Origin of the sequence: Streptantibioticus silvisoli (assembly GCF_027947535.2) — a bacterium.
Classification (GTDB): domain Bacteria; phylum Actinomycetota; class Actinomycetes; order Streptomycetales; family Streptomycetaceae; genus Streptantibioticus_C; species Streptantibioticus_C silvisoli.
The window spans coordinates 1-14,084 of record NZ_JAAGKO020000105.1; the positions used below are offsets into that span (position 1 = coordinate 1).

Annotated in this window: 2 protein-coding genes; both read left to right on the plus strand. The window is 70.9% G+C overall.

Annotation, left to right across the window (positions count from 1 at the left end; genetic code table 11):
* Positions 1-11,468 (plus strand): type I polyketide synthase (locus tag POF43_RS33780; RefSeq protein ID WP_372516191.1); only part of this gene is annotated, 11,468 nt, incomplete at its 5' end.
* A gap of 26 nt (positions 11,469-11,494) precedes the next feature.
* Positions 11,495-14,084, plus strand: a 2,590-nt coding sequence (locus POF43_RS33785) for a type I polyketide synthase (RefSeq protein ID WP_282704946.1), incomplete at its 3' end; no start/stop codon positions are given.

Sequence of the window (14,084 nt, forward strand, 5' to 3'; positions counted from 1 at the left end):
GTGGGTTGGTGTCGATGGATATGGGGTTGGCGGTGGGTGCGTTGGGGCGTGCGGTGGATGGGGGTGAGGTGTGTGTGACGGTGGCTGATGTGGAGTGGGATCGTTTTGGTGCGACGTTCACGTCGGGACGCCGGAGTCCGTTGCTTGAGGGTTTGTTGGTGTCGTCGACCGATGTTGCGGTGACCAGCGGTGTTGCTGGTGGCGCTGTTGGTGGCGTGGTGGGTCGGTTGTCGGGGTTGTCGGGTGTGGAGCGGTTGCGTGAGGTGTTGGGGTTGGTGCGGGCTGAGGCGGCGGGGGTGTTGGGGCACGGGGATGTGGGTGCGGTCGATGGGGGAAGGCCGTTCAAGGATCTGGGGTTCGATTCGTTGACGGCGGTGGAGTTCCGCGACCGGTTGGCGTCCGCTCTGGGTGTCCGGCTGGCAGCGAGCCTGGTCTATGACTACCCGAACGCGGACGTGCTGGCCGAGCACCTTCTCGAAGCGTTGAACCTTGGTGACGCCGGCGATGCGGTGGGTGCGGGTGCCGTGGTGCGGGCGTCGGTCGCGGTGGACGAGCCGATCGCGATCATCGGCATGAGCTGCCGTTTCCCCGGTGGCGTGAGTTCCCCGGAGGACCTGTGGCGGCTCGTCGCTTCGGGCACGGATGCGATCAGCGAGTTCCCGGTGGACCGCGGCTGGGACACCGACGCGCTCTTCGACGCCGACCCCGACACGCCCGGCACGTCGTACGTCCGTGAGGGTGGGTTCCTGGCGGACGCGGCGGAGTTCGACGCGGAACTGTTCGGGATCTCGCCGCGTGAGGCGGTGGCGATGGACCCGCAGCAGCGGCTGCTGCTCGAGGCCTGTTGGGAGGCGTTCGAGAACGCCGGTATCGATCCGCGGTCGCTGCGGGGCAGTCAGACGGGTGTCTTCGCGGGCACCAACGGGCAGGACTACGCGCGGCTGGCCATCGCCGCGGTCCAGGCGCGCGACGGGCAGACGGCCGAAGGCCACGTGGCCACCGGTGGCGCGGCGAGCGTGATGTCGGGCCGGGTGGCTTACTCATTCGGGCTCGAAGGTCCTGCGGTGACGGTGGATACGGCGTGTTCGTCGTCGTTGGTGGCATTGCATCTGGCGGCGCAGGCGTTGCGGAACGGTGAGTGCTCGATGGCGCTGGCCGGCGGGGTGACGGTGATGGCCACCCCCGGCGCGTTCATCGAGTTCAGCCGCCAGCGTGGCCTCGCGGTCGACGGCCGCTGCAAGCCGTTCTCGGCCGAGGCGGACGGCACGGCCTGGGGCGAGGGCGTCGGCGTCCTGGCGGTGGAGCGGTTGTCGGACGCGCGGCGGAACGGTCACCGGGTGTTGGCGGTGGTGCGTGGGTCGGCGGTGAATCAGGACGGTGCGTCGAACGGTTTGACGGCGCCGAACGGACCCTCCCAACAGCGGGTGATCCGGCAGGCGTTGGCGAATGCCGGCCTGGCGGCGTCGGATGTCGACGCGGTGGAGGCGCACGGTACCGGGACCCGGTTGGGCGACCCGATCGAGGCGCAGGCGCTGCTGGCCACCTACGGGCAGGAGCGGCTGGACGGTGAGCCGTTGTGGTTGGGCTCGGTGAAGTCCAACATCGGTCATACGCAGGCTGCTTCGGGCGTCGCGGGCGTGATCAAGATGGTGATGGCGCTGCGGCACGGGGTGCTGCCGCCGTCGTTGCACGCGGACGAGCCGTCACCGCACGTGGACTGGTCCGTGGGCGCGGTGGAGCTGCTGACGCGGGAGCGCGAGTGGCCTGCGGCCGACCGGCCGCGTCGTGCCGCGGTGTCGTCGTTCGGGATCAGTGGGACGAACGCGCACACGATCTTGGAGGAGGCGGAGGAAGGCGACGCGGGGGCTGTGCTGTCCGGGGTTTCCGCGGGTGTGGGTCCGTCGGTGGTGCCGTGGGTGGTGTCGGCGCAGTCGGCTGCGGGGTTGGGTGCGCAGGCGGGCCGGTTGGGTTCGTTCGTGGGTGAGTTGGCCGGTGTGCGGTCGGTGGATGTGGGTGTGTCGTTGGCGGTGACGCGGTCGGCCCTTGAACATCGTGCGGTGGTGTTGGGTGCGGATCGGGCTGAGTTGTTGGCCGGTCTGGGCCGGTTGGCCGAGGGCGGCGACGGCGCCGGTGTTGTTCGTGGGGTCGCGGTTTCTGGTCGTACGGCGTTCTTGTTCACGGGGCAGGGTGCGCAGCGGGTCGGGATGGGCCGGGAGTTGTATGCCGGGTTCCCGGTGTTCGCGGATGCGTTGGATGCGGTGTGTGCGCGGATGGACGCCGAGTTGGACCGTCCGTTGCTCGACGTCATGTTCGGCGACGCGGAGTTGCTGAACCGGACCGCTTATACGCAGGCGGCGTTGTTCGGTCTCGAAGTCGCCCTGTTCCGGCTGTTGGAGTCGTGGGGGATGCGGCCGGACTTCCTGCTGGGGCATTCGATCGGTGAGGTGGCTGCCGCGCATGTGGCGGGGGTGCTGTCGCTGGATGACGCGTGCGTGCTGGTCGGTGCTCGTGGTCGGTTGATGCAGGCGTTGCCGGCGGGTGGGGCGATGCTGGCGGTGGAGGCTTCCGAAGATGAGGTCGCCGGCGAGGTGGCTGAGCGTCCCGAGGTGAGTGTCGCGGCGGTGAACGGCCCGTCGTCCGTGGTCGTTTCCGGTGACGAAGACGTCGTCGCGGAGCTGGAGATCGCCTGGCGTGCGGCTGGTCGGCGGGTGAAGCGACTGACCGTTTCGCATGCGTTCCATTCGCCGCGCATGGAGGCGATGCTCGACGAGTTCGCGGCTGCTATCGGTGAGTTGGCGTTCGAGGCGCCGCGGTTGCCGATCGTGTCCAACCTGTCCGGTCGTCTGGTGGACCCGGCGGAGATTCGTACGCCGGCCTATTGGGTGCGACACGTCCGCGAGGCGGTGCGGTTCTCGGATGGTGTGGCGGTGTTGCATGCGGAGGGTGTGACGCGGTTTGTGGAGTTGGGGCCGGACGGTGTGTTGACGGCGATGGTCGAGGGGTGTGTTGAGCCGGCGGTGGCGGTGCCGGTGTTGCGTGGTGGTCGGGACGAGACCGGGGCTGTGTTGGCGGCGGTGGCGTCGGTGTTCGTGCGGGGTGCGGTTGTCGACTGGGCTGCTGTCTTCGCCACCTGGCAGGCGCAGGTCACGGATCTGCCGACGTACGCCTTCCAGCGCGAGCGCTACTGGGTGAGCGGACGGGTCGGCTTCGGTGAGGTCGGTGGGCTCGGGCACCCGTTGTTGAGCAGTGAGGTGTCGTTGGCGTCGGGTGGCGGCCTGGTGCTGACCGGGCGGCTTTCGGTGGCGGTGCAGCCGTGGCTGGCGGAACACCGGGTGCACGGCTCGGTCGTGGTGCCGGGAACGGCGCTGGTGGAGATGGCGTTGCGGGCCGGTGAACAGGCCGGATGCATGCGTCTTGAGGACCTGACGCTGGAGGCGCCGCTGGTGCTGCCCGAACGCGGGACCGTGCAGATCCAGGTCGGCGTGGGGGCTGTTCAGGACAGCGGCGGCAGGACCGTAGAGATCTACTCGCGGGCCGACCGGCCGGAGAACGAGGACGCGAGCTGGCTGCGGAACGCCACTGGTCTGCTGTCCGACGACGACGTCACCGCTGCACCCGATCTGACCGTCTGGCCGCCGGTGGGTGCCGAGCCGGTGGGTATCGAGGGTTTGTATGAGGGGTTGGCCGGGGCGGGGTTGGGTTATGGGCCGTTGTTCCGTGGTTTGCGGTCGGTGTGGCGTGGGGTTGATGGGGTGGTGTTCGCTGAGGTGGGGTTGCCGGAGGGGGTTGATGCGGGGGCGTTCGGTGTGCATCCGGCGTTGTTGGATGCGGGGTTGCATGCGTTGGCGGTTGGTGGGTTGTTGGGGGACGGGGGTGGTGTGCGGTTGCCGTTCGGTTGGTCGGGTGTGTCGTTGTTCGCGTCCGGTGCGTCGGGGTTGCGGGTGCGGTTGTCCCGTGTGGGGGTTGATGCGGTGCGGGTGGAGGCGTTCGACGCCGCTGGTGGTGCGGTGGTGTCGATCGAGTCGTTGGTCCTGCGTGCGGTGGATGCGGGTAGTGCTGTTGGTGCCGGGGTTGGTGTAGCGGACGGCCTGTTCGGGGTGGAGTGGTCCCGGTTGTCGCTGGACGCCTTCGGGGCTCGGCCCGTCACGGTGTGCGCGTGGGACGAGGTCGCGCAGGCGGACGCGGCCGCTGACGTCGCGGTCCGACTGCCGTCGGGCACTGTCGGCGAGGTCGCCGGGTGGGCGCTGGAAGCGGTACGTGCCTGGCTGGCCCTGGCCGGGACCGGTCGTCTGGTGGTGGTGTCGCGGGGTGCGGTGGCGGTGGGTGACGGTGGTGTGGTGGCTGATGTGGCGGCGGCCGGGGTGTGGGGTTTGGTGCGGTCGGCGCAGTCGGAGCATCCGGACCGTCTGGTGCTGCTGGACGTGGACACCGAGGAGCCGGATGCGGAGCTCTTGAGCGGTGTGGTGGCGTTGGGCGAGCCGCAGGCGGCGGTGCGCGGTGGTGTGGTGTGGGTGCCGCGGTTGGCTCGGGTGTCGTCGTTGCCGGTGGTGTCGGTTCCGGCGGAGGGCGTGTGGCGTTTGGAGCCGTCGGAGCGTGGTGTGTTGGAGGAGGTCTCGGCGGTTGTACGGCCCGTGGAGGAGCTTGCGGCCGGTGAGGTGCGGGTGGAGGTGCGGGCGGCCGGGCTGAATTTCCGGGATGTGCTGTTGGGGCTTGGTACGTATCCGGAGCCGGGATTGATGGGTTCCGAGGGCGCGGGTGTGGTGGTGGAGGTCGGTGCCGGCGTTACGGATCTTGCGGTGGGTGATCGGGTGTTCGGGTTGTTCGCGGGCGGGTTCGGTCCGGAGGCGGTGACGGACGCGCGTCTGCTGGCACGGATGCCCGCGGGGTGGTCGTTCGTGGATGCGGCGTCGGTGCCGATGGTGTTCATGACGGCGTTCTACGGCCTGTTCGATCTGGGTGGTCTGGGGTCGGGTGAGTCGGTGTTGGTGCATGCGGCTGCCGGTGGGGTGGGGATGGCGGCGGTGCAGTTGGCGCGGTGGGCGGGTGCGGAGGTTTTCGCGACGGCGAGTGAGTCGAAGTGGCCGGTGGTGCGGGGTCTCGGGGTTTCGGGTGAGCGGATCGCCTCGTCGCGTGATCTGGGGTTCGAGGAGGTGTTCCGGGCGGCGTCGGGCGGTCGTGGGGTGGATGTGGTGCTGAACGCGCTGGCGGGTGAGTTCGTTGACGCGTCGGCGCGGTTGCTGGCCGAGGGTGGCCGGTTCGTGGAGATGGGTAAGGCGGATGTTCGTCGGCCGGAGGATTTTGTCGGGCGTTCCTATCGGTCGTTCGATCTTCTGGACGCGGGCTCGGAGCGGTTGCGGGAGATCCTTGAGCGGTTGGTGGGGTTGTTCGAGGACGGTGTCCTGGAGTTCCTGCCGGTGCGTGCGTGGGACGTGCGGGAGGTGGCGGGTGCGTTCCGGTTGATGAGTTCGGGCCGGCACGTGGGCAAGAACGTGTTGACGATGCCCCGCCGGCTGGATCCGCGGGGCACCGTGTTGATCACCGGCGGTACGGGCACGTTGGGTGCCTTGCTGGCGCGGCATTTGGTGGCGGAGTACGGGGTGCGGCACTTGGTGCTGTTGTCGCGGGGCGGGCCGGAGGCGCCGGGCGCGGTCGAGTTGGTGGCCGACCTGGCCGAACTCGGCGCCGGTGCAAGCGTCGTGGCGTGTGATGTGGCGGATCGGGCGGCGTTGGCCGGGGTGTTGGCGGGGATACCGGTGGAGCATCCGTTGACCGGTGTGGTGCATGCCGCGGGTGTGGTGGACGACGGGGTTGTGGAGTCCATGACGCCGGAGCGGATAGCCACGGTGTTCGGGCCGAAGGCGGAGGCGGCGCTGCATCTGGAGGAGCTGACGCGGCAGCTCGACCTGGCGATGTTCGTGATGTATTCGTCCGTGTCGGCGACGTTCGGTTCGCCCGGACAGGTGAACTACGCGGCTGCGAACGCGGTGTTGGACGCGTTGGCGCAGCGGCGGCGGGCGGAGGGTTTGGCCGGTGTGTCGCTCGGCTGGGGCATGTGGGAGCAGGCCAGCGCGATCAGCGGGCATCTCACCGAGGCCGACAAAACGCGGGTGCGAGCGGGCGGTGACGCGTTGGGCAGTGCTGAGGGTCTGGCGTTGTTCGATGGGGCGTTGGGGTGTGGGTTGGCGCATGTGGTGGTGATGCGGTTGGACGTGGGGAGGTTGCGTTCGCGGCTTGGTGGGGAGCCGGTGCCGGCGTTGTTGCGGGGGTTGGTGCGGGGTGTGGTGCGTCGTCGTGCGGTGGGTGCGGTGGGTGGTGGGGGTTCGCTGGCGGAGCGGTTGGCGCTGTTGTCGTCGGGTGAGCGGGAGCGGTTGTTGACGGGGTTGGTGCTGGGTGAGGTGGCCGCGGTGCTGGGGCATGCGTCGGGGGAGTCGATCGAGGCGGGGCGGGCGTTCAAGGATCTGGGGTTCGATTCGCTGACCGCTGTGGAGTTGCGGAACCGGTTGAACACGGTGACGGGTCTGCGGTTGCCGGCGACGCTGGTCTTCGATCACCCGAGTCCTCAGGCACTGGTCCGGTGGCTGCACGCGGATCTGGTGGGTACCGGGACGGCGCAGGCGGTGCCGGTGCGGGCGTTGCCGGCCGTGGCGGACGATCCGGTGGTGATCGTGGGGATGGGGTGCCGGTTCCCGGGTGGGGTGGCGTCGCCGGAGGATTTGTGGCGTCTGGTGGTGTCGGGGACGGATGCGATCGGGGAGTTCCCGACGGATCGGGGTTGGGATCTGGACGCCTTGTTCGATCCGGATGTGGAGCGTCCGGGGACGTCCGCTACCCGGGTGGGTGGGTTCGTTCATGACGCGGATGAGTTCGACGCGTCGTTGTTCGGGATCTCGCCGCGTGAGGCGTTGGCGATGGATCCGCAGCAGCGGTTGCTGTTGGAGAGTGCGTGGGAGGCGTTGGAGCGGGCGGGCATCGCGCCGTTGTCGTTGCGCGGTGAGCAGGTCGGCGTCTTCGTGGGCACCGCGACGTCCAACTACGGCACCGGATCGGTGTCGGCGCGGGCTCGCGGCGAGGTCGAGGGGCACCTGCTCACCGGTACGGCGACGAGCGTGGCGTCCGGGCGTATCGCGTATTCGTTCGGCCTGGAGGGGCCGGCGGTGACGGTGGACACCGCGTGTTCGTCGTCGCTGGTGGCGCTGCACCTGGCCGCCCAGGCCCTGCGGGGTGGTGAGTGCGACATGGCGTTGGTGGGTGGTGCGACGGTGATCGCGACGCCGGGGATCTTCACGGAGTTCAGTCGGCAGAAGGGTGTGGCGGCGGACGGTCGGTGCAAGTCCTTCGCGGCGGGTGCCGACGGGACCGGCTGGGCGGAGGGTGCCGGGGTGCTGGTGGTCGAGCGGTTGTCGGAGGCGCGGCGCCGTGGGCACGAGGTATTGGCGATCGTGCGGGGCAGCGCGGTCAACCAGGACGGCGCGTCGAACGGCCTGACCGCGCCGAACGGTCCCTCCCAGCAGCGGGTCATCCGGCAAGCTTTGGCCAGTGCGGGACTCTCGGTGTCCGACGTGGATATGGTGGAGGCCCACGGAACCGGGACCATGTTGGGGGACCCGATTGAGGCCCAGGCGCTGTTGGCCACCTACGGCCAGGACCGGTCCGCCGACCGGCCGCTGTGGCTGGGCTCGCTCAAGTCCAACATCGGGCACACCCAGTCCGCGGCAGGTGTCGCCGGCGTGATCAAGACAGTCATGGCCATGCGGCACGGTGTCCTGCCGAAGAGCCTCTACGCCGAGCAGCCCTCGCCGCACATCGACTGGTCGTCCGGTGCGGTGGAGTTGCTGACGGAGAACCGTTCGTGGCCGCAGACCGGGGCGCCGCGCCGGGCGGCGGTGTCGTCGTTCGGGGTGAGCGGCACCAACGTGCACACCATCCTGGAGCAGGCGGCGCCGGAACCGCGGGCAGTGGAGGAACCGCCCGCCGAGGCTCCCCCCGCCGTCGTCCCGTGGGTGATCTCCGCGAAGAGCGAAGACGGTCTCCGGGACCAGGCCACCCGCCTGCGGGAGCTGACCGCGGACGGTTCGGCGCTGTCCACAGTGGATATCGGCACGTCACTGGCCACCACCCGCACCACGCTGGCGTACCGGGCCGTGGTGGTGGCATCGGACCTGGACGGCTTCGCGCGGGGCCTGACCGAGCTGGCCGACGGCCGACGCGCCAGGAACGTCGTGCGGGGGCTGGCGGAACCGGGCGGTCTCGCCTTCCTGTTCACCGGGCAGGGCGCTCAGCGGGTCGGCATGGGCCGTGAACTGCACGCCGCCTTCCCGGTGTTCGCCGACGCGTTGGACGCGGTGTGTGCGCGGATGGACGTCGCGTTGGACCGTCCGTTGCGGGAAGTGATGTTCGGCGATCCGGACGCGTTGGATCAAACGGTGTACACGCAGGCGGCGTTGTTCGCCTTGGAGGTGGCGCTGTTCCGGTTGCTGGAGGCGTGGGGTGTCACGCCGGACTTCCTGCTGGGGCATTCCATCGGTGAGGTGGCCGCCGCGCATGTCGCGGGCGTGCTGTCGCTGGACGACGCGTGCACGCTGGTGGCCGCTCGTGGTCGGTTGATGCAGGCGTTGCCGGCGGGTGGTGCGATGCTGGCGGTGGAGGCGAGTGAGGCCGACGTCGCCGCCGAGATCGCCGAGCGGCCGCAGGTCGGCATCGCGGCGGTCAACGGGCCGTCGTCGGTGGTGGTTTCGGGTGATGAGGACGTCGTCGCGGAGTTGGAGGCGGCCTGGCGTGCGGCGGGTCGCCGGGTGAAGCGGTTGACCGTTTCGCACGCGTTCCATTCGCCGCGGATGGACGCGATGCTCGACGACTTCGCCGCCGTGGCCGCGCAACTGACCTTCCACGCACCCCGGTTGCCGATCGTCTCCGACCTGACCGGTCGGCCGGTCGACCCGGACGAGATCCGCACGCCTGCCTACTGGGTGCGGCATGTGCGGCAGGCGGTGCGGTTCGCCGACGGTGTCGCGACGCTGCGGGCGGAGGGCGTGACCCGTTTTGTGGAGCTGGGACCGGACGGCGTGCTGACGGCCATGGTCGACAACTGCGCCGAGGCGGCGGTCGCGGTTCCGGTGCTGCGCGGAGGCCGCGACGAGCCGGAGGCGTTGCTCACGGCGCTGGCCGCCGCCCACGTGACCGGAGCCGGGGTCGACTGGGCTGCGGTGTTCGCGCCGTGGGGTGGTCGTCGGGTGCCGCTGCCGACCTACGCGTTCCAGCGCAAGAGGTACTGGCTGGAGTCCGCGGAGTCCGACGACCGCGAGCCCGGATCGCGTCCGGTGGACGCCGTGGACGCCGCGTTCTGGTCGGCGGTGGAGGAGCAGGACCTCGAATCCGTCGCGAGCACCCTGAAGCTGGACGCCGCCAACGGCCTGAGCACCGTGCTGCCGGCGCTGTCCGCGTGGCGCAGGGACCGGCAGGACCGGTCGACCGTGGACGGCTGGCGCTACCGGATCGACTGGACGCCGACGTCCGGCGGGCCGGCGGTCGCGTCCGGGGTCTGGCTGATCGCGGTCCCGGAGGAGGACGCAGACCGCGCTGCCGCCACGGCGCTGCGGGAGCACGGCGCCGAAACCGTCGAGATCGTCGTCGGCACGGACACCGCGCGTGCCGCGCTGGCCGACCGATTGCGGGACGCCGTCACGCAGGCCGGAACGGTCGCCGGAGTGCTGTCGCTGCTGCCGTCCTCGGCGCTCGACCGGCCGTTGACGCTGGTGCAGGCGCTGGACGACGCCGACGTGGACGCGCCCTTGTGGTGCGTGACGAGCGGCGCGGTGTCGGTAGGCGCGGCCGACCGGCTGACCGACGTGGCCGGCGCCCGGCTGTGGGGATTCGGCCGCGTCGTCGCCCTGGAGCACCCGCAGCGCTGGGGCGGCATGGTCGACGTTCCCGCGACCTTGGACCGGCGCACCGCCGCACTCCTGGTCGCCGCGCTGACCGGCGGCTCCGGCGAGGACCAGATCGCCGTACGCGACACCGGCACGTACGGACGACGGCTGGCGCCGGCGCTGCCGGGCGGGGCCGGGCGGGGCACCGCGTGGCGTCCGCGCGGCACGGTGCTGGTGACCGGCGGAACCGGCGGGCTCGGCGGCCGGGTCGCCACCTGGCTGGCGCGGCGCGGTGCGGAGCACCTGGTGCTGACCAGCAGGCGCGGCATGGACGCACCCGGCGCCGAGGCACTCGTCGCCGAGCTGCGCGGGCTCGGCACCGAGGTGACCGTGACGCCCTGCGACGTCGCCGATCGCGAGGCGGTCGCCGGCCTGCTGGCGACGATCCCGGCGCGGCAGCCGCTGACCGCGGTGGTCCACGCGGCGGGCGCGACCGGAACGACCAGGCTCACCGAACTGACCGCGGACGGGCTCGACGCGACGCTGCGCGCGAAGGCCGACGGTGCCCGGCACCTGAACGAGCTGCTGGGCGACACGGAGCTGGACGCGTTCGTGCTGTTCTCCTCGATCGCCGGGGTGTGGGGCAGTGGCGGCCAGGCCGCGTACGCCGCCGCCAACGCCTACCTGGACGCCCTCGCCCAGGACCGGGCCGCCCGTGGCCTCGCCGCGACCTCGATCGCCTGGGGCCCGTGGGCGGACTCCGGTATGGCAACCGCCGACGGGACGGCGGACTACCTGCGGCGGCGCGGCCTGCGCGTGCTCGACCCGCAGCTCGCGATCAAGGCACTGGAACAGACGGTGGACGGCGGCGAGACCTGCGTGACCGTGGCGGACGTCGAGTGGGAGCGGTTCGCCCCGGTGTTCACGTCGCTGCGCACCAGTGCGCTGCTCGGCGAACTGCCCGCCGTCCGCGGGCTGCGCGAGTCCCGCGAGCGCGACGCCGTACCCGGCGACGGTACGGAGCAGCGGCCCGGCGGGCTCACCGCGCTGGGCGAGAAGCTCGTCGGCTCCTCGCCCGCCACCCGGCGACGCACCCTGCTGGAACTGGTACGCGGCGAGGCGGCGGCCGTACTCGGCCACGACGGTACGGCCGCGGTCCCGCCGAAGGCCGCGTTCAGCGACCTCGGCGTCGACTCGATGACCGCCGTCGAGATCCGCAACCGCCTGGCGGAGGCGATCGGCGTGGAACTGCCGCCCACCCTGGTCTTCGACTACCCGACCTCCGCCGCGCTGGCCGAACGCCTGACGACGGAGATCCTCGAAGTCGATGGCCCGGCCTCCGACGAAGCGTCCGACGAGGCGTCCGACGAGACACGGATCCGGCGCGCGCTGGCCACCGTGCCGATGTCCCGGCTCCGCGACGCGGGCGTGCTCGACCTGCTGCTCAAGCTGGTCGACCCGGCGGACCCGGACGACGGGACCGACCCCGACAGCGACACCACCAGCGATACCGACAAGGAGACCGACGCCGATGCGGATTCGATCGACGACATGGACCTCGACGCGTTGATCGAGACCGCCCTCGGCAGCACGGATTCCTGACAGCGCCCGCAATTTGGAGCTCAAGCATGGCTAATCGCGAGGAACAAGTAGTCAAGGCGTTGCGCGCGTCGCTGAAGGAGACCGAGCGGCTGCGGGAGCAGAACCGGGAGCTGCTGGCGGCCGGCAACGAGCCGATCGCCATCGTCGGGATGAGCTGCCGCCTGCCCGGCGGAGTGCGATCGCCCGAGGACCTGTGGGAACTGGTGGCCTCCGGCGGCGACGGCGTCACGTCGTTCCCGACCGACCGCGGCTGGGACCTGCTCGACCCCGACGCGTCCTACGCCCGCCAGGGCGGATTCGTCGACCACGCCACCGACTTCGACGCGTCACTGTTCGGCATCTCGCCGCGCGAGGCACTGGCCATGGACCCCCAGCAGCGACTGATCCTCGAAGCCGGCTGGGAACTCTTCGAACGCGCCGGACTGGCACCGGAGTTGTTGCGCGGCAGCCGGACCGGTGTGTTCGTCGGCGCCTCCAACTCCGGCTACGGCGCGGGCATCGACCTGCCCGACGAGGTGGCCGGCCACGCGCTGACCGGCACCGCCAACAGCGTCATATCCGGCCGTGTCGCGTACACCTTCGGCCTGGAGGGCCCGGCGGTCACCGTCGACACCGCCTGCTCCTCCTCCCTCGTGGCCCTGCACCTCGCGATCCAGGCGCTGCGCAACGACGAGTGCACGATGGCACTCGCGGGCGGCGTGACCGTCATGCCGAGCACCGCCACCTTCGACGAGTTCGCCAAGCAGGGCGGCCTCGCCTCCGACGGCCGCTGCAAGTCGTTCGCCGCCGCGGCCGACGGTACCGGCTGGGGCGAGGGCGTCGGTGTCCTGCTGGTGGAACGGCTCTCCGACGCCAGACGCAACGGCCACGAGGTCCTCGCCGTCGTACGCGGCAGCGCCGTGAACCAGGACGGCGCCTCGAACGGCCTCACCGCGCCCAACGGCCCCTCGCAGCAGCGCGTCATCCGCCAGGCCGTCGTCAACGCCCAGCTCCTCCCGTCCGACATCGACGTCGTGGAGGGCCACGGCACCGGCACCCGCCTCGGCGACCCGATCGAGGCGCAGGCGCTGCTCGAGGTGTACGGCAAGGACCGCCCCGCGGACCGGCCCCTGTGGCTCGGCTCGCTCAAGTCCAACATCGGCCACATCCAGGCGGCCTCCGGCGTGGCCGGCATCATCAAGATGGTGATGGCGCTGCGGCACGGCGTCCTGCCCAGGACCCTGCACGTGGACGCGCCGTCCCCGCACGTCAACTGGTCGCGCGGCGCCGTGTCCCTGCTCACCGAGACCCGCGACTGGCCGGATCTTGACCGCCCGCGCCGTGCCGCCGTCTCCTCGTTCGGCGTCAGCGGCACCAACGCGCACATCATCGTCGAGGAAGCCCCGCACGACGAGCCCGGGACCGAGCAGCGCACCGAGCCCCGACCTGACGCGGCCCCCGCCACCTTGCCGTGGGTGCTGTCGGCGAAGTCGGACGCGGCCTTGCGCGCGCAGGCGGAGCGGTTGGGCGCGTTCGTTGACGCGTCCGTGGACGCGCTCGCGGGTCCGGAGGCCGGTGTGGCGTCGCGGCCGCTCGACGTCGCGTACGCGTTGGCGACCGGTCGTGCGGCGCTGGATCACCGCGCCGTGGTGCTCGGCGGCGACGCGGCCGCCCTTCGGCAGGGCGTGCGGGCGATCGCGGCCGGGGAACCGGCACCCAGCGTGGTACGCGGCGTCGAATCGGCCGGCGAGGTCGCGTTCCTGTTCACGGGTCAGGGTGCGCAGCGGGTCGGGACGGGCGCCGGGTTGTACGCGGCGTTCCCGGTCTTCGCGGCGGCGTTGGACGCGGTGTGCGAACGGCTGGACGCCGAGCTGGAGCGTCCGCTGCGTGAGGTGATGTTCGGCGACGCGGAGCTGTTGGGTCAAACGGCTTATACGCAGGCGGGGTTGTTCGCGCTCGAGGTGGCGTTGTTCCGGTTGTGGGAGTCATGGGGTGTGACGCCGGACTTCTTGCTGGGCCACTCGATCGGTGAGGTGGCGGCGGCTCACGTCGCTGGTGTGTTGTCGCTGGATGACGCGTGCGTCTTGGTGGGTGCGCGTGGTCGGTTGATGCAGGCGTTGCCGGCGGGTGGAGCCATGCTGGCGGTGGAGGCTGCGGAGGCGGACGTCGCCGGTGAGGTGGCGGAGCGGCCGGAGGTCAGCATTGCCGCGGTCAATGGGCCGTCGTCGGTGGTGGTTTCGGGTGATGAGGATGTTGTTGCGGAGTTGGAGTCCGTGTGGCGTGCGGCGGGGCGTCGGGTGAAGCGGTTGGCCGTTTCGCACGCGTTCCATTCGCCGCGGATGGAGGCGATGCTCGACGAGTTCGCCGCGGTGCTGGCGGGCCTGGCGTACGGCGAGCCTCAACTGCCGATCGTCTCCAACGTGACCGGTGTGCTGGCGGATGTGGAGGAGATCGGTTCTCCGGGTTATTGGGTGCGGCATGTGCGGGAGGCGGTGCGGTTCGCGGATGGCGTGGCGGCGTTGCACGGGGAGGGTGTGACGCGGTTTGTGGAGTTGGGTCCGGATGGTGTGTTGTCGGCGATGGTTCGGCAGTGCGTGGAGTCGGCGGTGGTGATTCCGGCGTTGCGTGCGGACCGGG